This is a genomic window from Calothrix sp. PCC 7507 (assembly GCF_000316575.1).
GTDB lineage: Bacteria > Cyanobacteriota > Cyanobacteriia > Cyanobacteriales > Nostocaceae > Fortiea.
In genome coordinates this window covers 5,243,665-5,264,837 of sequence record NC_019682.1, presented here as the reverse complement: position 1 = coordinate 5,264,837, position 21,173 = coordinate 5,243,665, and the positions used below count along the sequence as shown (strand labels likewise).

The 21,173-nt window shown below is 43.1% G+C and carries 18 protein-coding genes and 1 pseudogene; 7 read left to right on the top strand and 12 right to left on the bottom strand.

Annotation, left to right across the window (positions count from 1 at the left end; translation table 11 throughout):
* Positions 1–9 precede the first annotated feature (9 nt).
* Positions 10–1,140 carry an HhoA/HhoB/HtrA family serine endopeptidase gene (locus tag CAL7507_RS22565; protein WP_042341484.1) on the top strand — a complete coding sequence of 377 codons (1,131 nt, stop codon included), beginning with the start codon at positions 10–12 and terminating at the stop codon, positions 1,138–1,140.
* Between the two features lie 59 nt (positions 1,141–1,199).
* Here the strand turns inward: CAL7507_RS22565 and CAL7507_RS22560 are convergent, their stop codons facing one another.
* The 4 genes from CAL7507_RS22560 to CAL7507_RS22545 all read right to left on the bottom strand — a co-directional run bounded on the left by CAL7507_RS22560 (position 1,200) and on the right by CAL7507_RS22545 (position 7,180).
* Positions 1,200–1,592, bottom strand: a complete 393-nt coding sequence (locus tag CAL7507_RS22560; protein ID WP_015130798.1) for a hypothetical protein — start codon at positions 1,590–1,592, stop codon at positions 1,200–1,202.
* Between the two features lie 768 nt (positions 1,593–2,360).
* On the bottom strand, positions 2,361–3,512 hold the full coding sequence (locus tag CAL7507_RS22555; protein WP_015130797.1) for an FAD-binding oxidoreductase: 1,152 nt from the start codon (positions 3,510–3,512) through the stop codon (positions 2,361–2,363).
* 72 nt (positions 3,513–3,584) lie between these two features.
* Positions 3,585–5,594 carry a primary-amine oxidase gene (locus tag CAL7507_RS22550; RefSeq protein WP_042341482.1) on the bottom strand — a complete coding sequence of 670 codons (2,010 nt, stop codon included), beginning with the start codon at positions 5,592–5,594 and terminating at the stop codon, positions 3,585–3,587.
* A 1,061-nt stretch (positions 5,595–6,655) separates the two neighbouring features.
* A complete protein-coding gene (locus tag CAL7507_RS22545; protein ID WP_015130795.1) occupies positions 6,656–7,180 on the bottom strand; it encodes a tetratricopeptide repeat protein in 525 nt (174 codons plus the stop codon).
* 255 nt (positions 7,181–7,435) lie between these two features.
* On the opposite strand from CAL7507_RS22545, the gene CAL7507_RS22540 reads away from it, so the two are divergent.
* A complete protein-coding gene (locus tag CAL7507_RS22540) occupies positions 7,436–7,714 on the top strand; it encodes a recombinase family protein (RefSeq protein ID WP_042341480.1) in 279 nt (92 codons plus the stop codon).
* A gap of 87 nt (positions 7,715–7,801) precedes the next feature.
* Positions 7,802–8,065 (top strand): transposase, encoded by a 264-nt coding sequence (locus CAL7507_RS22535; protein WP_236556792.1) that lies wholly within the window; start codon positions 7,802–7,804, stop codon positions 8,063–8,065.
* A 162-nt stretch (positions 8,066–8,227) separates the two neighbouring features.
* Here the strand turns inward: CAL7507_RS22535 and CAL7507_RS22530 are convergent, their stop codons facing one another.
* From CAL7507_RS22530 to ligA, 8 genes are all read right to left on the bottom strand, one after another.
* Complete coding sequence (locus CAL7507_RS22530) at positions 8,228–9,076, bottom strand: WecB/TagA/CpsF family glycosyltransferase (RefSeq protein WP_015130794.1); 849 nt, start codon at positions 9,074–9,076, stop codon at positions 8,228–8,230.
* Positions 9,076–10,236 carry a hypothetical protein gene (locus tag CAL7507_RS22525; protein WP_015130793.1) on the bottom strand — a complete coding sequence of 387 codons (1,161 nt, stop codon included), beginning with the start codon at positions 10,234–10,236 and terminating at the stop codon, positions 9,076–9,078. Before CAL7507_RS22525 ends, CAL7507_RS22530 begins: the two co-directional genes overlap by 1 nt.
* Before the next feature lie 471 nt (positions 10,237–10,707).
* On the bottom strand, positions 10,708–10,953 hold the full coding sequence (locus CAL7507_RS22520; RefSeq protein WP_160166354.1) for a hypothetical protein: 246 nt from the start codon (positions 10,951–10,953) through the stop codon (positions 10,708–10,710).
* Positions 10,954–11,213: 260 nt separating this feature from the next.
* A complete protein-coding gene (locus CAL7507_RS22515) occupies positions 11,214–12,110 on the bottom strand; it encodes a transporter substrate-binding domain-containing protein (RefSeq protein ID WP_015130791.1) in 897 nt (298 codons plus the stop codon).
* Positions 12,111–12,143: 33 nt separating this feature from the next.
* Positions 12,144–12,500 (bottom strand): 50S ribosomal protein L20, encoded by a 357-nt coding sequence (rplT, locus tag CAL7507_RS22510; protein WP_015130790.1) that lies wholly within the window; start codon positions 12,498–12,500, stop codon positions 12,144–12,146.
* Positions 12,501–12,519: 19 nt separating this feature from the next.
* Positions 12,520–12,717 carry a 50S ribosomal protein L35 gene (rpmI, locus tag CAL7507_RS22505; protein ID WP_015130789.1) on the bottom strand — a complete coding sequence of 66 codons (198 nt, stop codon included), beginning with the start codon at positions 12,715–12,717 and terminating at the stop codon, positions 12,520–12,522.
* Between the two features lie 385 nt (positions 12,718–13,102).
* Positions 13,103–13,672 (bottom strand): fasciclin domain-containing protein, encoded by a 570-nt coding sequence (locus CAL7507_RS22500; protein WP_015130788.1) that lies wholly within the window; start codon positions 13,670–13,672, stop codon positions 13,103–13,105.
* A gap of 153 nt (positions 13,673–13,825) precedes the next feature.
* The gene (gene ligA, locus CAL7507_RS22495) at positions 13,826–15,862 is read right to left on the bottom strand and encodes an NAD-dependent DNA ligase LigA (RefSeq protein ID WP_015130787.1); all 2,037 of its coding nucleotides are present in this window, start codon (positions 15,860–15,862) and stop codon (positions 13,826–13,828) included.
* Positions 15,863–16,088: 226 nt separating this feature from the next.
* On the opposite strand from ligA, the gene CAL7507_RS22490 reads away from it, so the two are divergent.
* From CAL7507_RS22490 to CAL7507_RS22475, 4 genes and pseudogenes are all read left to right on the top strand, one after another.
* Positions 16,089–17,051 carry a hypothetical protein gene (locus tag CAL7507_RS22490; protein ID WP_015130786.1) on the top strand — a complete coding sequence of 321 codons (963 nt, stop codon included), beginning with the start codon at positions 16,089–16,091 and terminating at the stop codon, positions 17,049–17,051.
* Positions 17,052–17,718: 667 nt separating this feature from the next.
* The gene (locus CAL7507_RS22485) at positions 17,719–18,930 is read left to right on the top strand and encodes a bifunctional cobalt-precorrin-7 (C(5))-methyltransferase/cobalt-precorrin-6B (C(15))-methyltransferase (protein WP_015130785.1); all 1,212 of its coding nucleotides are present in this window, start codon (positions 17,719–17,721) and stop codon (positions 18,928–18,930) included.
* A 254-nt stretch (positions 18,931–19,184) separates the two neighbouring features.
* Positions 19,185–19,265, top strand: a pseudogene (locus CAL7507_RS33725) (Uma2 family endonuclease); the annotation flags it as partial.
* Positions 19,266–20,496: 1,231 nt separating this feature from the next.
* Positions 20,497–21,114, top strand: a complete 618-nt coding sequence (locus CAL7507_RS22475) for a Uma2 family endonuclease (RefSeq protein WP_015130784.1) — start codon at positions 20,497–20,499, stop codon at positions 21,112–21,114.
* Positions 21,115–21,173: the final 59 nt, after the last annotated feature.

The window sequence follows — 21,173 nt, the reverse complement described above, 5'->3', positions numbered from 1 at the left end:
GTGAAAACTATGAAACGAATTCTCCAGCAACCCCTGCTTTATCTGGCTTTGCTAGTGACTGGATGCACCGCCACCAGAGAAGCTAGAGAAGTTCAACAAATACCATCACCCCAGTCACTACCCATAACACCTGCAACTACTGAGGCTAATTACATAACTCAGGTTGTCCAACGTGTAGGTTCGTCGGTAGTGAGAATCGACTCTACCCGCACTGTTAAAACCTCCTCTGCACGTGGTTTGGAAAGTTTTTTTGGTGAACAGGTGCCCAATATAGAACAAGTGCAACGGGGCATTGGCTCAGGATTTATTACTAGTAACGATGGCATAATATATACTAATGCTCATGTAGTGGCAGATGCAGATAATGTTTCGGTGGTCTTGAAAGATGGTCGCCGGTTTCAAGGTAATGTCGTCGGTGTTGACCGTGTCACTGATGTCGCAGTTGTCAAAATTAAAGCCACAGGACTACCATCAGCTAGTTTGGGAAACTCTGATAATCTGCTACCGGGAGAGTGGGCGATCGCGATCGGTAATCCTTTAGGATTAGATAATACTGTTACCCACGGCATCGTCAGTGCTACTCAGCGTTCAACTGCCGATTTGGGTGTACCTACAGAACGTGTGGACTTTATCCAAACTGATGCGGCGATTAATCCAGGTAACTCTGGCGGCCCCTTACTCAATGCTGCAGGCGAGGTAATTGGCATGAACACCGCTATCATTCAAGGAGCGCAAGGTTTAGGCTTTGCCATTCCCATTAATACTGCTCGCCGAATTACAGCACAACTAATAGCTAAAGGTCAAGTAGATCACCCATATATCGGTGTTCAGATGGCTCAGTTGAGTCCTGATATCCGAGCGAAAATTAACCAAAGCGACACTGGGTTAAAAATTAACCAAGATACAGGCGTAATTATTCTGGCATTAGTTCGCAACTCCCCAGCAGCGCGTGGGGGTTTGCGTCCAGGTGACATCATTGAAAGCATCAACGGTGTAGCAATTAAAGATATCAGACAAGTACAACAACTACTCGAAGCCACCAAGATAGGCGCTCCCTGGCAAATTATTGTAAATCGCAACGGTCGCAAACAAGCGATCGCCCTGACTCCAGAAGCATTACCAACAAAAGAGCCGACATAAACTGAGCATAAAATCCTTACCAAGGATAATCCCCGTTAGTTAGCTTTATTTGCGTCACCCTACTTATGAAAGAGGTTTTTGGGAGAAAATATGCTTTTTTTAGGTGAATATTCAGGGCAATCTTGTGCTTCTTCCCTAAGAACCATAGAAGGCTGTACGGCACACTTGAGATAATGATTATTTGCATAATATTGACAGTTTTTACAAGGAACTTTATGTGAACTCTTGATTGTAAAAACCATCTTGTTTTCTATAAAAGTGCGGATTTTTCGCAAAATTATAAAAAATACGACCCAACTAAAGAGAACGCCAAGAGGAGACAAATATATGGCAACTTCCGGGATGATAAATACATCCTGTTTTCCTTGCTCCTGTTTAACTTCACTTCGTGGAACTTGGTGAAAAGAATCGGTTGTTACTACCTTTATTTGCAGTATTTGATCGGCAGACATATTATTTACCTTCGGCTATATATTTTTACAACCTTGATTTTTGATAACAAATAACTAAGGCGCAATCTCCAATGTGTAATACCATTTCCCGAAATACCTGATACAAATGATTTGTCTCTAATTATTTCCCCCTGCTGCCTATTTGTATCAACATTAAAGTGAAATACTATAAACTCTACCCTGTGGAAACCCTTTAAATTGGCAATACTAAGTGTAGTTTGAGTTATACTGTGCAAAATCCAAACTACGGACAATCAAATTTTGAACCCTAAGCTTTGCAATTAACCAAAAATGAGAAATACATTTAAGAACATCTTTCACTTACCAACACAAGATTTAATATAGATAAGGGTTTAATTATAGGTGTAGCAAAAGAGAAGATATCATATATCTGTCGTTAGTTTTGCTTGTTAATTATGTCTTTGTGCCGAAAGGAATAGATTGAATAATTCACTAACGAAACCATACATAATTTTATTTTACAATTTATCAATTTACAATTTATATGATTAGTATTTGGTTTTTAAGATACCGGAACTGAAGGCAGCATAATTTATAGTCAACAAATCACTTGCTAAAGTGATAACTTAAGTTTACAAATTTTAATAACTTATTCGCCGCGTTCATGACGTGAAAAAGAGCGATCGCCTAAAATTAACCTTTGCTAATAGTGATAGCTGGAGCGCAAGGATAGGAAGACATAGGGAATTACGGTATCAGTAAGCAAAAATGGTTAGAAGAGTTTTTAGCATTACCAAACGGAATTCCCTAGATAAAGCGGTTAAGAGACACCTGATTGATAATATCGTCTTCTTGACCAGCTGCAAAGCTAGCAAAGTGCTTGGCCAATGGCGGTACAATGACTAGAGGGTTACTGAAACCGGAGAAAATATGAACACCTCTAAATTCTTGAATAGCACCGATTAAAGGTAAGCGATCGCTACTAAAAGCTACTAAGCAATGATGCCAAGTTCCTGGTAAATTCTCCAAAGCTGGTAACACTTTCCCCACACTAGTGCGTAACCATTTTTCACTGGCTTTTGAGTTGATATTGGCATGAGGATCTGTGAGAACTCGGCTAGTTTGACCCAAGCGCAAGCTACCATCTTGAAACTGAATCGCACCTGCATCTAAAATTGGCGGTACTGGTTCATTTCCTGGTTCATCCCACACTCGATCAAGTCGTGTAGATTGAGCTTCTAATTGGAATCGCTGCAGATTGGCTGGCATTACCAAAGTACGTAACTGCACATTAGCGGGTAGAGTTTCAATGATTTCTGCGTGGGTGAAATACAGCTTGATGGAAATCCCCGCTGATTTTAATAATTCTCGACTAAATCCACCCGCGCAAATAACTACGTTAGCGCTGTGGAAGGTAGCAGTATTTGTTTTCACGCCATTTGGAAGTAACTGCAAGACTTGAGATATCTTTATTTCACCGCCAATACGTAGAAAAGCCTGAATATAAGCTTGTGCTGTTTTTTCTGGGTGGATATGGCCATGTTTAACAGTTAAAGCACCAGAAATTGCTTGGTGATTTAGCAGCGGTTCTAACTCACAAGCTGCTTGGACACTGATTAAACGCGGTGGAATGGCAAAATTAGTATAAGATGCAGCTGTGGCATCTGGGTCGCTAGCAGCGTCAATAGTGAGTAATAAATCTAATTCCCGAAACTCAATGTCAGCGTCTAACTCTTGAGATAGGATTTGATAATAGGCGATCGCCTCTTGGCACAATTGGCGAGTTAGTGGGGTATTACCAGACCAATAAGCTAGCCCACCATAACTATAACGAGTCGCGTTTTGGGGGTTAGCGTGTTGCTCTAACAACAGCACCGAAAAACCTGTTTTCGCTAGTTCATAGGCGAGTGTAGCACCTGTAATACCACCACCAACAACGATCCAGTCGTAGGTTTTCATTTTAGAAATAATAAAGAGGAAACTCTTAACGGGCAATAGGGAACAGGGTGTATTAGGGGTATCCCAGCTTGCCTATTGCCTATTGCCTTTCATAGGCACTGATTCAGGTAAATTAATGCTGGGATTGCGACTAAAGAATCCCCTAGGAACAAGCTTAAACCCAACTCGATGGGTTGGCATGACAGGCCAATCTTCCGATCGTGGGATATGGGTAACTCCCATTGTGTACCACAATACAATATCTTGACCCGTTAAAGACTCATCATCAACAATGTATTTAGGTAAACCTTCTCCTGGGAGAGTTTGGTTAGGGTAATCTCCACCAGCATAAAGCTCATTGGGTTTATATTTCGTCACCCAAACATGGTGAGTTGCAAAGCTAGCCTTTTGACGGATATTTGATTCTTCTACAGGGAAAAATATCGAGTTGTTTCCTGGCATTAGCATATATCCAGGTGCAGCCCCTAAACTATTCTTTTTGCTGGTATTGACAATCATCCACTCCCGACTGTGTTTCATGTCTAGATCGCGCACAGCAGATGTTTCTTTTGTGAGTGGGGTTGCTTGGAGAGCGATCGCATTTCCTAGAGGATTTTTCTGATCTATCGGTAAGGCGTTCACATTCATTTCCATCACAGAATTAGCCTGACCATCTACATCTAAATCTAGGCGATAGTTGAAAAAGTGCTGGTGATTTACACCAATAATGTTTTTGGCAATTAGCTGACCATAAACATCATTCTCAGACTGTTTCTCGGCACCAGTTCCTTGTGTGAGTATAATACCCGTCAATTCATTTTGGATCTCTAAAGTCCCATCCTGGCAAAAGATCCAATTGAGGTTATAATCATAGTTGTCAATTGCCACAGTCATCGTCATCACTAGTTCTCGACTACGACGGACATCATGACGCTGAGTGTTGTAATCGTAGTGTTTCCACAGTACGCCATTATCTCGCTCGTAGATGCCTATCACTCCTGACATGAGATAAGGTTCTCCATTCCCATCAGCAAATACCGCATCGAGTAACTGACCATTATCGGGAATTTCTTTACCTAACTCCATCTTGTTAGCGAGAGAACCAAAGTTATATTCTCCAACATCAAAAGCATTCCTAAAAGCCCAGTTAGGACGAGGATCACCATAAGGTACTACCATCTCGGAAAGACTAGCACGATATAGCACTGGTCGGATATTTTTCCCATCTTTGTAAGACACTTGATACAGTACCAAGCCATTGCGGGGATGCATCAAATAGCGAAAATTCCAACCTTGCCAACTGATTTCATGGCCCTTGATGCGGAAACTTTTACCATTGGGTTGCAGAATTTTTAATGTTTTAGGCAATGATAATAATTGACCGAGGGACTTGATATCATAGTTCCAATTTTTTTTCGAGAAGGGAACTATGCCACTATCTACAAAACTGTCAAGTTTACCCGTGTTTAAGTTAACAGTAGCTAAGACACCCTCAATTGGACTGCCATAATAATTCCAGCGTTCGCCCCTGTAATAGAATAAGCCCCTACAAAGACGATTACCTGCTCCCACTTCCTGTTTACTCAGGATTCCTGGTGACCAGCAACTAATTTGGACTTGATTGAAATCTGTAATTCCCCGCTTTTGCATTGCCGCTTGCCATCGCGGATCGGCTTTAAATGCTCGATTTGCTAGCTCATATTCTGAGGATACAATTGCTGGTTGAACGTTGGGTATCTGTTGCCAAGAACTTAAGGTTTTAGTTGTTAGGTCAACGATACCCTCATAGGTTTGGTTTTGCAAACGTTCATAAATCACCAAGAAGGCTTTTCTTTGAAAAGGTTTACCAGGTGTAAAATTAAGAACTTCATTTTTATTGGGTTCTTGTAAAGAAACCAACGGAAAAACTGCCATTTCACTCAACTTCTTTTCCCGCTTAACTACTGCAACCGCTGTGGTAATTTCTGCTGTGGTTAATGAATCCAACGGATGCAAAATAGCAGGATATTGAGCAGATAAATTTCCCTTGAATCCAATAAAAAAAGTGATGAATACAATAATGAAAATAACTATTTTAAAAAACTGCCTAAGTCGTTTAATCATCCTTGAGGTGTAATAAATCATAGTAATTAATTTCCAGGTATAAACCTAGAAACCTATGAAAAAGTTAACCCCAAAATAATTTGCCGATAGTATCAGCAATTACGCATGAACAAAGTCTCACTAAAACTTTGCAAATTACATCAAACACTTCATCATCTATTGATGATATAGGAATCCGGTTTGATTATTGAAAAAATTCCGTACACTTTAATCTTAAGTGTAGGGTGGGCAATGCCCACCAAAACCCGGATGTGGTGGGCAATGCCCAACGCCACTCCTCTCAATGCGGGAAACCCGCGCACGAGGGTGGCTCCCCTACATGTATTTCAGAAATCAAATATGAGTCCTATATAGCGCTTCCCATTCAGATGGAGTACAATATTATACCGCGAGGTGTAGGGGCACGGCAGTGCCCACCTGTGTCAACTTAGGTGATTTCCAGGAATAAATATACCGTCGCCGTTGGTTTCGACTTCGCTCAACCAACTGAAAGATCGCGAGTTGAGCGAAGCGCCGCACTGAGCTTGTCGAAGTGTCGACACTCGCCAATACAGGTATTTTCTTTCTCGGAAATCACCTTAACGCGAAACCCTTGTCCCGCAAGGAACTGAAGTTCCTTGCTCATAGCAAAAGTCATCTGAAGATGACTAAAAATTCTAAAAAATCCTCAGTTTACTTTAGTAAACTTTGGCTATTAGCCCTGAGCGGAGTCGAAGGGCGGGTGGATAAGCCTTGCAATAAGCCATCTGTAGCTTAAGTTGACACCAATGGGCAGTGCCGTGCTACTACGGGTGTACGTCACGCTTGTCGGGAAACGCTATAAACGAATTGGCACTTACAGCGTTTTGCAGTATTTGCAGCCCACCATATCCAATTTTTGGTAGGCTATGTGTATTTCAAAAATCAAATATTTTTTACCCTACCCTAACCCTCACGCCACTTTCCTCGCTGATTATCGATAAGTTACAAAAACTAAACCTAGCGACGTACAAGAGTTTCGGCGTCAGGTTTTAGGGTTCGTAAAAATGGATAAAGTCGAGCTAAAGAAGCAACGTTAAAAATTACGCCGAAACCAAGCGCCTTAGAGATTCCGCGCGGCGTTTAGCAGTTGTATTATTTGGCTGAAATTTTAATACTTCTTCGTAACTTTGTAGCGCTTGAACAGTTAATTTTTTCCGTTCGTAGGCATGACCGAGATTATTTAAGGCTGTGACATAATCGGGTTTATATTTAATAGCTTCCTTATACTGGCGAATTGCCAAGTCATATTGTTCTTGGGTAAAGTAAGCGTAGCCTAAGCCATTGTAAATAGGAGAGATGTTTTCTTCTCCTTCTTCATCAGCGGCTTTCAGGGCTTTTTGAAAAAGTGCGATCGCTTGTGAATATAATTTTTTTTCTGAATAAATACTGGCCAACTCATAATACTCTTGAGTCGTGCCTTTGTCTTTACTCAACTTGTCTCGCAAGCGTGACAAAGAACTTTCAAGTTTGCGAGTTTTGAAAATTTGGCGAAAAACACTCACAACTGTAAATGTGAGTAGGCCTACCAAAACTGAGAGATAAACGATCGCTAGATTATTATCCATTGCCTCGGAACACAGGTATCAAAGATACTTAAGTATCTATTATTTAACCAACATAATTCTATCTCAGAATCTGGTTCCTATTCACTATGGATGACTGATGACTGTCAACCATCAACTTTCAACCGTCAACAGTCAACAGTCAACTCTTCCCATTCCAAGATGCTATTGCTAGTTTGTTTCCGTGGAGGGCTAGTCAATAGCTAGTTATTTGCTAACAATAGCTAACATAAAATAACAAATGGGTTCTATAGTGGTATGGCTTACGTACCACTACGAGAGGCAGTTAAAAAACTCGGACTGCACCCAAACACACTAAGGAAGTATGCAGACAATGGGAAAATCCAAAGCATCAAAAACGAAGCAGGGCAAAGACTCTTTGATGTCGAGTCCTATTTTCGCGGTGCAGTTAGAACTTCCCTTATTTGCTACTGCCGAGTCAGTTCAACCAAACAGCGAGACGACCTTGGTAGACAAATTGCTTATATGCAGTCACTCTACCCAGATGCCGAAATCAGACGCTCCTTACGTCGCTAACGCTTCGCTATTTTACTACCAACTTTTGAAACATCCCAGATGTCCAAAAAGGCAAAACGACGAATTAGGTCAAAGTCAGTACGCCAGATGTTAACACTTTCTCACTACCGTTTTAAGCAGTTTCTTAAACACAAAGTTTTTGAAACTGGCAAGGTAGTAATGGATGTCAACGAGGCATATACATCAAAAACAGTCAGTTGGACTGGCGAAATAATCCACAAACTTGGTGGTGCTAAATTCGTCAAGTCTCCATCTGACGGGCGGGTGATGCCGAGGGATCTAAATGGTGCGCGAGGGATTTTCCTTCGTGCATTGGTTGATACGCCCTCTCTTAAAGAGTGTATTTGTTAATGAATGTTAGCAAAAAGGTATCGGATACACCAATTAATTTTATTTGTGCTAGGCTATGTACCTATATAGGCTGCTGATGAAATTTAAGACTAACTAAGTATGTAGAATAATGGTTTAGGACAAATTACCTTACACTCTTTGCCCCAACCATTAGCTGATCGCTTAGTGTCTCTCCCTAGCATTAGACAATACCGTGGTATTGTGACTGCGAGTAAACATAGATCGCAGTATTTCTAATACAAACTGCGAATTGGTAAGTAAATAACGCTTCCAAAGTCTTTGTGGTTCCTGGATTAAGCGATAAAGCCACTCTAGTCCAGTTTGTTGCACCCACAAAGGAGCGCGCTTTCTAAGTCCGGCGTAAACATCAAAGCTCCCACCAACGGGAATTGCCAAATTTATTCCCAATTCGTCCCAATTTTGTTCTAGGAATGATTCTTGTCTGGGTACACCCATACCCACGAACAGAATTTGTGCGCCACTTTGAGAAATTGCGGCTGCTCGTTCGGCTGACTGAGCTTCGTTAAAGTAACCGTCATCAAAACCGCAAATCTTGAGCCTGGGATATTTAGACTGCATTTTGAAGGCTGCAGCTGCAATTACTGGAGCAGTTGCTCCCATCAGATAGATTCCTAGACCTTCTTTTTCTGCTCTAGCAGCGATCGCATCGATCAGGTCAATTCCTGTGACACGTTCTGGTAACTGCTGTTCCAGCAATTTTGAAGTCCAGACTAAAGGCTGACCATCTGCTACTACTAAGGCAGCGTTGTGTACAAAATTCCGTAGCTGTGGATAGGAACGCATCATCATTAAGATAGCGACGTTCACAGTACAGATATATCCTTTTTGCCCAGATTTAATCAACTCCACTACCCAGTCTACGGTTTGCGCCAGGCTCAAGGCATCAAAGCTCGTGTCTAAAATCCTCACCTTTTTTGTGGTTTTCAACTGACTGCTATAGTGATTTTCTGATGCTTGTGAATAATTATCTATGATTGCTTGTCTATTCATCACTGTAATTTCAATAGTAAAAATAATCCATCAATAAAAAACTTTGTAGCCCAGTTGGGATACGACAATCGCGTATATTTGCCCCAAATTGGCTGAGAACCTTTAATCGCACCACGGATATTTAAATCAGAGGTGTGAATGTCCTGTGAGGACATGACATATTGCAAGCTGCTTTTGGCTGCTTCGTAGTAACTGCGATCGCCGGTTTGTTGATACAGCTTGAGCCAAATGATGCCCATTTGACAGTTACCAGTCAGACAACAATAATTTCCCTCGGGTTTACCGTTGCTATCAAATTGTCCAGCAATGAAGCCATCTGCCGCTATGTGCGGTATCATCGCCTTGGCTCCCGCAGTTGCAGCATCTATATACTTCTGATCGTTCATCAAATAGCCTGCTTCTAGCAAACCACGAATCGCATAAGCAATGTTATGTGTAAAGGGAGCTTCTCCTGCTCTAAAGGCGCACTGGTCAAACCACCCATCCTTTTGCTGGCTCACTCCCCAATCTAGGTTGGCTCGGCCTACTCTCTCTCTGTCGGCGTTGGGACTGATGGTGTGTAGTTTGAGCAACTGCCAAGCTACGCGGGTGTTATAGACATGGGGTATACCTAGGTGTGTATTCTTAGTCCAACGCCCTGTCTCATCTGCTACTTTGACTAGCCAGTCTCCTGCTGCTTCTGCTGCTTGGAGAAAATCAGGTTCTTGAGTTTCTTCGTAAGCGCGAATCAATCCTTGCAGTACTTGACCTGTGTCAAAAACGATACCTTTGTCACCGTAACGGGGGTCGGAAATTGACCCATCTTTGTTCTGGACTTTGACTAACCACTTACTGATTGTGATTGTTCGCTGCCAAGCATCATCATCTTGCGTATATTTAGCTACGTCGAAAAACGTCTCGGCAATATAGCCGGAGGTTTCGCGATAGGATGGTCGCCATCCACCTTTGAGGGAGTATCCCCAGCTGACTCCATCATCAGGACTTTGATCGTGAGCTCGCTTCAACCATTGGATGGCTGCTGCTAAATGCTCTTGCACTTCTAGGTCGCTTTGGGGCTTGAAAAATACGTCTTTAATTGCTCTGTCGCTAAATGACTGCAACAAGTTTAGTGATGTTGGTGGCTTCGTCTTAGGCTGCATTTCTCTACGTTCTGTCAACATGATCTTCTTTAGGCTTGTTTGAAAAAAGCTCTTTTAAATTGACCTTAACCGTAGTGTATGATTTTTGATTTATTTTTTTACGAGATTATACGTAAGTTCACTAAATCTTTAAGCCTTTAGGAATATTTAAAAGTTTACTTTAAAGTAAGTGCGTAAAAGTATTTAAATGATTTAATACTATCCATCTACTTAGGTTAGATCCTGAGCAAAGCATAGTAAATGTTGTGTAGAAGGCAGAATTTTCCCAAGAGGTGATTTTTGTGAGTAAGTACAAGTAAAAAATCTTACTTATATTTAGTTTATTTTTGATCCTTGTTGAGCAAAAAAAATGTTTAAGCTTTATTGAACTTGCAATGCTTTAAAAAGCACGATAGATCGCTTTGCCTCAGTAGAGGCTAGTATCAATAGAGACTAGTGGATAACCTAATATAGCGGTTATCAGTCTGTTGCAATACGTCCTGGATTGGGTGATCAGAATTCAGGAGAGTTCCACCCTTCTCTGCGAGACGCTGCGCGAACGGCTGCACTCAGGGTGAAATATTCTGGCTTCTGACTCCTTTGCGGAAAGTGTATTTCATTCATCTGAGAATTGCTATATAAGACTTTGCGTCTGCCTTTATTTTGCAAAGAGGCGATCGCCACACTTAAGCGTAGAGGTACGATCAACTCATGAAAAGTTGTGAAATGGTATAAGTACTTAGACAGAATTAATTGCACAAATGCTTTTCTGTTCCCTGTTCCCATATCCACGAATGAATTGAATTTCGTTCAACAACTCAGGAGATCAGCTAAAAGGCTTATTCATAATCACAACCATTTTTCTTTGTCAATAGTCAACGGTCTACACGATGAAATATAGCAGTTATCGCTTGAGTCCAATACACTCACAAGGTCACGGCAGTGCCGTGACCCTACAAGCAACGATATAATTTTGTATTGCATCCAACTGAGAACCGCTATATGCAACTTAAATGCCCCTACATTAGACCCCAATATTTAATGCGTTCTTGCAGCCAACCTTCAGCGATATAACGAGCGATCGCTTCATTCACCTTGCGTCTGAATTCGTCGTACTGTAATCCCTTGGGCATGACTACAGATAAGGGTTCCGTTGATAGCTTGTTGGGCAATAGCCGATACTGAGGATATTCCTGCACCCAACCAGTCAAGACACTAGCATCTGCGGCAAAAGCTGCTGCTGTATGGCTCTCTATGCGCTCTCTCGCCTCTGCATAGGAATTCACTCCTGCCAATTCAGCTGTTGGTAAAAAATTTCGCAGTTTAGCAATAGTGCTGGAATTGTTGAGTACAGCGATTTTCCGTTTTGCCAAATCACTCGGCTGCTGCACAGATGTATCTTGTGTAATTAATACGGTGCTATCAAGATAATAAGGAACACTGAGACTTACCAGGCGCTCCCGTGACTCTGTTGCTGTCACTCTAGCGATCGCTAAATCAACTTTATGATCTAAAACTACAGACAAGCGATCGCGGTTGGATACTGGTTGCAACTTGACAGCCTCTGCTTTGCCTAGCAAGTCAACTGCCAAGTGCTTCGCCAAATCAATTTCTAAGCCTTGCAAATTACCACTAGCATCTTTAAATCCTAAGGGACGTAAGTTATCTTTGACAGCTACCGTCAAATAACCCCGCTGAATTTCTGGCATTGGGGCAGCTGATGCCACCAATCCTGTCCCCATGAAGCAGAGAATGCAAAAAACGGTGGTAGATATCACCACATGTAACCGAACAAAGGATAAAGGATAAAGGATAAAGGATGAAAAAAAGAATTGTTTCCAGACACGCTTTGTGAACAACGAGGTGTCTTTTCTCAAGCCCCCAGACTTTTCTGTGGAGTGCGTTTCAGCCTTCATACTTCATACTTCATCCTTGATTCGTTGTCACATTTATCCTTTTGCTTGATTCGCTAATTCAGCAACTTTGCCAAAACTAGCTGGATCGAGGACTGCTAATTGTGCCAACATCTTGCGATTTAGTTGGATATCAGCCTTTTTCAAGTTACCGATCAATTGGCTGTAACTCAAACCATGAAGTCTTGCAGCGGCGTTGATGCGGGTGATCCAGAGACGACGGAAATCGCGCTTTCTGTTTTTGCGATCGCGGTAGGCACTCCGTAGGGCCTTCATTACCTGTTGGTTGGCGGTTCTAAACAGAGTTGAGTGGGAACCGCGAAAACCTTTAGCTAGTTTGAGAATTTTATTGCGGCGTTTACGAGCTACGTTACCGCGTTTTACCCGAGTCATAACTTAATTCCTGAAGAATTTACAAATATGGGAGCATTAAACGCACATTATCTTCATCGCGTTCATGTACAAGTGCAGTCTTGGAGAAGTTGCGCTTCTTGTCAGAACTTTTGTGTTCTAGCAAGTGGTTTTTACCAGCTTTACGACGCACGATTTTACCTGTGCCGGTGGCACGGAATCGCTTCGCTGCTGCTTTACGAGTCTTGAGTTTAGGCATGGTCTAGCGTTGATTCGACACAATCCATCATTATATACTAATGTCATGGGATTGGACTATCCTCAACAAAGAGATAGGGGGAAGGGAATTGCATTTTTTCCCCCCAAGACATCGGGGGATTAAGGGGGGATACCTGTCTAAATGTTAAATCTGGGTGAGAGAAAATAGTAGAAGTTACTGTTGAGAATAAAGATTCACACGGTAGCAGATGATGCTGGATGGGCTGTTCGATGCTTTTGTCCAACCGTGGTCTGTCCCATTAATTTTATGTCCCTGCGAGATACCCGACTTCTACTCTGCCGGAAGACACCCTACGGGTGTTGAGAAGAAGTTGGGTATCTGAACACCATTAACTGCTCAAAGTATCTTTGATGGCGATCGCTATTTACAGTTTCAATCCAGGAGGGAGTAGGACTGTATCAATTACATGGATATAACCATTGCTGGCTTTGACATCTGCTTTGATGACTTTGGCATTACCTACTGTTACACCAGCTTTTCTCACTGTAACTTTAACTGATGCGCCTTCAACCGTCTTGACTTCGCCAGATTTGATGGATTTAGAATCAACTGCACCGCTGATGACGTGATAAGTTAAAACCTTCACCAGGGTTGCTTTATTTTCTGGCTTCAATAGTTTTTCTAGAGTACCTTTTGGCAACTTGGCAAATGCAGCATCGGTGGGTGCAAATACTGTGAATGGGCCTTGACCAGATAAAGTTTCTACCAGACCTGCTGCTTTCACAGCTGCTACCAAGGTCTTGAAAGAAGGGTTAGCACTGGCAACATCAACAATTGTACCAGGAGTTTTGGGTTTTGCTGGCGCGGGTTTAACCGCTGGTGTTGGTGCGGGAGTAGACTGAGCAAAGGTTGGCACGTTAACCAAAAGACCAGCTGCTGCGATCGCCACACCCACTGTTTTACCTAATAAGCTACGAGATAGTTGTGTATTCATCGGTCTGAACTCCTCAAATCACGTAAAGATATGTGTGGATATATTACAGTATTTTGCTGACCAATAATGTAGCTGAAGTAAATCTGTTGACTGTTGACTGTTAAAAGGGACTGGCGTGGGAGTTACCAGAAACTTTTCCCTATTGCCTATTGCCTAACCTTCTACCAGCGCCAACAACTGTGCCTCAGTTAACTGAGCGACTCCCAGCGCTTGCGCCTTTTCTAACTTAGAACCTGCATCTTCTCCCACAACCAAATAATCGGTTTTTTTACTCACCGATTCCGTTACCTTACCACCAGCTTTTTGGATTAAAGCTTTCGCCTCATCGCGCTTTAAAGTTGGTAGAGTTCCCGTCACTACAAAGGTTTTACCAGCTAAATTTTGATTACTATCAGCAACTACTGTTGTTTCCTCATTAGCCGCTAATTGCAACCCAGCCGCTTGGAGGCGAGAAATCAAAGTTTGATTAGCACCGATGTGGAACCATTGGTATACAGACTCGGCAATTTCTACACCAATACCATAAATGCCTGCAATTTCTGACTGCTTGGCTGCGGCTAACTTGTCTACATGAGGGAATTTCTCAGTGATTAATTGAGCATTGACGCTGCCAACATGACGGATGCCTAAACCATACAATACCCGTGACCAAGGTTGGTTTTTCGATTGGGCGATCGCATCTATTAATTTCTGTGCCGATTTTTCACCCATTCTTTCCAAAGCACATAATTGCTCTTGTGTCAATTCATATAAATCGGCAACGGCATGTACCAACCCTTTATCGACAAGTTGATGTACTAGTTTTTCGCCCATACCTTTAATATCTAAGGCGTCACGACTCACCCAATGTTCAATTGCCCCTTTAAGAATCGCTGCACAGGAAGCATTGACACATCGAGTAACAGCTTCACCCAACTCTCGCACCACTGGCTGTCCGCAAATTGGGCAATGGGTGGGCATGATAAAAGGTTGAGTATTGTCGGGACGGAGTTCTTTGAGTACCCGCACCACTTCGGGGATGATTTCTCCAGCTTTGCGGACAATCACAGTATCGCCGATGCGGATGTCTAATTGGGTAATGCGATCGCTATTGTGTAAAGTAGCGCGGGAAACAGTAGTCCCCGCCAGTTGCACAGGACGCATTTGGGCCAATGGCGTTAACGCCCCCGTTCTCCCCACATTCACCGCAATATTTTCGACGTGGGTGGGTGCTTCCTCGGCTGCATATTTCAACGCCACCGCCCACCGAGGGAATTTCTGCGTAAATCCCAGCTGTTCTTGCAGCTTAAAGACATTCAGCTTTACTACCACCCCATCAGTCATATAGGGTAAATTCAGCCGTTCAGTATCCCAGTGCTGATAATATTCGCCAACTTCTGCTAGAGAACTGCATAATTTGTGGTTCAAGTCAACCTTGAAACCCATTTTTCGCAACAATTCCAAAGCTTCCCATTGGGTATTGGCGATACTAGCGTCATCCCTACCAGGAATGTGTAGCGTGTAAGCAAAGAAATCTAACCGTCGGCGGGCGACAATGCGGGAGTCTAATTGTCTGAGAGTACCTGCTGCCGCATTGCGGGGATTGGCGAATAACTGTTCACCTGCTTTTTGCCTTTCTTCGTTGATTTGTTTAAACACATCCAAAGGTAAAAACGCCTCGCCGCGCACTTCCACCTTTTCGAGAATTTCTAATCCTGCAAAATTCAACCGCAGGGGAATTGAGCGAATTGTGCGGACATTTTGGGTAATATCTTCACCCATCACCCCATCACCCCTAGTTGCGCCCCTAACTAGAATGCCATTTTGATAGGTAAGAGCGATCGCAGAACCATCTATTTTCAGTTCAGAGACGTATTCTACCGAATCTATTTTCGGTATTTGTCGCCGCCAACGCTGATCCCATGCTTGTAACTCATCAACATTAAAGGCATTTTCCAAACTATACAGGGGGATATTATGCCTTACCGATGTAAACTGTGTTGCTGGTTTTTCACCCACGCGCTGAGTCGGGCTATCTGGCGCTACCAATTTGGGATACTGAATTTCTAGTTGATGCAACTCTCGATACAGCTGGTCATAAACTGCATCCTCCATAATTGGTGCATCTAGGACGTAATAAGCATAGCTGGCTTGTTGTAACAATTGGCGCAGTTCTTCTATGCGCTTGACTTCTGGCTGAATCTGGATCATGAGATTTATTGCAGGGAACTGGGGATTAATGACCGATGACTGTTGACGGTTGACTGTTGACCGTCAACCATCAACCATCAACCATCAACGATAAAGAGTGTTTATAAAATTTAGACGCATATCAGCTTACAACCTGAGACTGCATAAAAAAACCAACGCTAACCTATCTAGTCAGTGTGCCTCAAAAACTCAAAAATATACACTCTCACAAGTTTATTTTACTAATATGTTCATTCGCTCTTTAGCTTTCACTGCCTCTAGTGCAGTTTTACTTGCCACTTTGGCTAATTCTGCTTTTGCTGCTTCTATCAACTCTGCTAACAGTGTAGATAATACTAAAGCAAATATTGGAGTAGTTGCCCAGAAAGAACTTCATGCACAAAGAATTCCTCTAGGAAGTATCCAAGCAATAGCTAATAGCCAAGACCGCTATGCTGCTATTTGGGTAAAATCTGGCGGTTCAGCTTGGGTAGCACGACATGGGTTAACCTCAGCCCAATATCAAGCAGCTTTTGATCAATTCGTCGGTCAAGGCTATCGCTTGGTAGATGTCAGCGGTTACGATGTCAACGGACAAGACCGCTACGCCGCTATTTGGGTAAAATCTGGTGGGCCTGCTTGGGTAGCGCGACATGGTTTAACTTCGGCCCAATATCAAGCAGCTTTTGACCAATTCGTCGGTCAAGGCTATCGCTTGGTGAAAGTCAGCGGCTACAATGTCAACGGACAAGACCGCTACGCCGCCATTTGGGATAAGTCCAACAGTCCTGCTTGGGTAGCACGACATGGTTTAACTTCGGCTCAATATCAAGCAGCTTTTGACCAATTCGTTGGTCAAGGCTATCGCTTGGTCGATGTCAGTGGTTATAGTTTGAACGGACAAGACCGCTACGCTGCTATTTGGGTGAAATCTGGCGGTTCAGCTTGGGTAGCACGACATGGTTTAACTTCGGCCCAATATCAAGCAGCTTTTGATCAGTACGTCGGTCAAGGCTATCGCTTGGTAAAAGTCAGCGGCTACAATGTCAACGGACAAGACCGCTACGCCGCTATTTGGGATAAGTCCAACAGTCCTGCTTGGGTAGCGCGACATGGTTTAACTTCGGCTCAATATCAAGCTACTTTTGACCAATTAGTTGGCCAGGGGTATACACCAGTTGACGTAAGTGGCTACAGCGTTAAACCTTAGCTTGAGATTGCCCATCATGGGCAACTCATACAATTTCACTTTAATAATGATACAGATGCGTTGGTAAGTGAGGGCACGGCAATGCCCATTGGTGTCAACTTAACGTGAAATCCTTGCCAAGACGTGATTTTAAATTTTCTCGCTTACCATCACTCTTCACGTCACCCCCCTTAATCCCCCCTTAGAAAGGGGGGAAAAAGAAATCCAGTTCCCTCCCCTTTACAAGGCTACGGTGTACACACAAATCGGAAAATATTACCTGCATTCATTTTCATTTGGTAGGGTGCGTTAGGACGGAGTCCGTAACGCACCAAAAATCTGGGATGGTGCGTTAGCCTCCGGCATAACACAACGCCAGTTCCCTCAAGTCGGGAAACCCGCCCACGTGACTGGCTCCCCTACTTTTAAAGGTTTTGGGGTGATTAAATCACTTGTGTGTACACCGTAGCCTTTACAAGGGGAGGGTTAGGGAGGGGTAAAATGTATGTCGGGTAAGCGTTGTAGCTCAATTTGACACCAATGGGCATTGCCTTACCCCTACGAGAAATCTGTCTGTATCAGTGTTTTCGTGAATTGGTATCAGTTCAGCAAATAACGATCATGTCTAGTTAAGCTGATGTGCAAACTATAATCACAACAGCTTAACTTTATTTGTGCCGACCTACTGATGACACATAAATGGCTCTCTATTATTGGCATTGGTGAAGATGGGTTGCAGGGGTTAAGTCCGATCGCCCGTTCCTTAGTTGAGCAAGCGGAAGTTATAGTAGGAGGCGATCGCCATTTGGCAATGCTACCCACAGATGACCAACGTCAGAAAATAGCCTGGAAATCTCCCTTTAGTGTCTCAATCGAGGAAGTTATCCGGCGGCGGGGTGAGTCGATTTGCATTTTGGCTAGCGGTGATCCCATGTGTTATGGCATTGGTGTCACGCTGACGCGGCGCATTCCCATCTCAGAAATGACAATCATCCCCGCGCCGTCAGCCTTCAGCCTCGCCTGTTCACGACTGGGGTGGTCTTTGACGGAAGTAGAAACCTTGAGTTTGTGCGGTCGTCCTGCTTCTCTGCTCCAGTCTTACACCTATCCCGGAGCTAGGTTATTAATTTTAAGTGCAGGTAAGAATACACCAAGCATTGTTGCCAAAATCTTGACAGAACGCGGTTTTGGTGGTAGTGAAATTACCGTTTTAGAAAGGATGGGTGGCACTCAGGAAAGAATAGTTGCAGGTACTGCGGTATTGTGGAATGAGACAGAAATTGCTGCTTTAAATGCGATCGCTATTCACTGTAAAGCCGATGCGGGAGTCACCCCATTACCCAGGCTACCAGGATTACCAGACCATGCCTATCACCATGATGGACAACTAACCAAGCGCGAAGTTAGAGCCGTAACACTATCGACCCTCGCACCCATACCAGGAGAACTGCTGTGGGATGTCGGCGCTGGTTGTGGTTCAATATCAATAGAATGGATGCGGACTGATCCGAGATGTCAGGCGATCGCCATTGAACAAAATTCTACAAGACTGCGTTATGTTGCCGACAACGCCGCTGCTTTAGGTACTCCCAACCTGCAAATCATTGAGGGGAAAGCACCAAATGTTCTCCCAGACTTACCTACACCCAACGCCATTTTCATTGGTGGCGGAGTCACAGCAGAAGGATTGTTTGATATTTGTTGGTCAGCACTACAACCAGGTGGACGGTTAGTTGCTAATGTCGTCACAATAGAAGGTGAGCAAACCCTATTTCGATGGTATGAAAAAGTAGGCGGTAATTTCACCCGAATTGCTATTCAACGAGCAGAACCAATTGGTAAATTTTTAGGTTGGCGTGCAATGGCTCCTGTAACCCAATGGATAGCTGTTAAAAAGTAATTAACATTTTACTGTTAACTGTTAACTGTTAACTGTTAACTGATTTAATTGCCTTTCTTTATTTTGAATTAGTTATGATTGCCTCTCCTGAACCAAACTACTAGTCAGGGTTGAAATGAGGGACTGTAGTGTGTTCGCGTAGCGTGTCCGAAGGACAAACGTCTCGCTCACGCGGGCTTTTCGGCCCGCACTACCAAAAACCCCTCAAAACAAAATTGACAAACCACTACTTTACCCCAGAAGAATACCTCCAACTGGAGGAGACAAGTCCTACTAAACACGAATACATCGACGGCTACGTCTACGCAATGGCTGGAGCGCTTGACCCTCAGCTTCTAAAGACGGGAAATTATCTCGATATTTATCTAATCGAATTTCTGGCGATAACTTTGGTGAATAATTATGTGAATTACCAACCTTTGCACCCACCGCATCAGATAACAAAACCACAACCATTAATCCAGTTAAGCCATAACGAGAAACACGAGAAAATGAGCAGCAAAAATTGCGCTGAAACTTAGTGATTTTGTTCATGCTGAAGCCTTGATAACCTATGAGTTACTTGGGTTGAATTATTTGTGATGGAAAATTTTTCAGGAATCTTTTTGTGATTCCCAGGTTGAGTTTATAACGTTCATCTACATGAACCAACACTGTTACCGAAATAGATATAAAATTTCGTCAAATCTTCCGGATTCCTTGTTTTATCGTTGTGTGGCGGCGGATAATCTTATAGTGAAATCGGCGGTTAGAAACCGCAGCTACACAAACAAAACCCACCTTTCCTGCGGAACGCTACGCGAACGTGGGTTTCAAACCCTTAATTTTGCGTTAGTCCGCGGAGGCGGACTTGGTCTGTGTAGCCGCGAATTCTATTCGCCAGGTCTTAAGTTGATTGTTTATGTCTTCCCTGTAGCGGCTTCCGCCTGGACGTTTTCGTGTTTCGCGTAGCCTGTAGCAGTTTCTGTCTTCCCTGTAAGGGTTTCCGTCAAGACATTTTCGTGTTTCGCGCAGTCTGTAGCAGCTTCTGCTTTGGTATTAGGACTTACGCATGTGTCACAGTCAAAGAATGGTGCGTGACGCTATTAGTCTTGAATCTACGTACAGAGTTTTGTCGTGGCGTCACACACCCTACAAATATCATGTGCCAGTTGCGTATAGCGGTTTCAATTCAGGTGCGGTACAAAATATCGGAAGTTGTAGGGGCACGGCACTGCCCATTGGTGTCAACTTAAGCCACAGATTGCTGATTGTAAGGCTTTCATACTCGCCTTGGAATGAATTCCAAGGCTAATAGCTCAAGTCTACTGAAGTAGACTAGGAATTTGTGAGAATTTTTAGTCATCTTTAGATGACTTTTACTATTAGACTCAGAATTCATTCTGAGGCGGGCTATGGGTTTTGCGTTAAGTTGACAAGGGCACTGCCGTGCCCTTACGGGTGTACCTCACGTCACCGAGAATTGCTATAAGTTCTAGATATTGTTGGTTTAAGTTTCCCAGGCGAATAGAATTCGCCCATTTTGCTTTGGTGCTAAACTTTGAACCAGAGTAAGGAGCAAGTCTGATGTTTCAAGCTTTACCGAAAACAATCACTTTTGAAGAATTCCTAAATTGGAAGCCAGACGGCGGATGTTATGAACTACACGATCGCGTAATTGTTGAAATGCAGCCAGTAGGAGATCATGAGGAGACTAATGGTTTTTTGTCTAAAAAACTAAACGTCGAATTTGAACGCCTGAGTCTCCCTTACATCATACCCAAGCAAGCTTTAGTTAAGATTCCTGACAAAGATTCTGGTTATTCACCTGATGTGATAGTGATAAATCAACAGAATCTTTCATCAGAACCAATGTGGAAAAAGTCCTCAACGGTGACTCAAGCTGCATCTGTTCCCTTAGTTATTAAAGTAGTCAGCACTAATTGGAAAGATGATTATGCACACAAGTTGGTTGACTATGAAACTTTCGGTGTTCCTGAATATTGGATTGTGGATTATTTAGCTTTGGGTGGTAGGCGGTATATAGGTAATCCCAAACAACCTACTATTTCTATCTATTATTTAGTAGATGATGAGTATCAAGTTAACCAGTTTCGAGGTGGGGAACGCATCATATCACCTACTTTCCCGGAATTGAATTTGACTGCTGAACAGATTTTTCTAGCTGGGCGGATGGAAAATTAGGCTTCGCTGATTAGTGAGATGATTTTTCCTCACGCAGAGGAGCCAGTGCCCACCTGTGT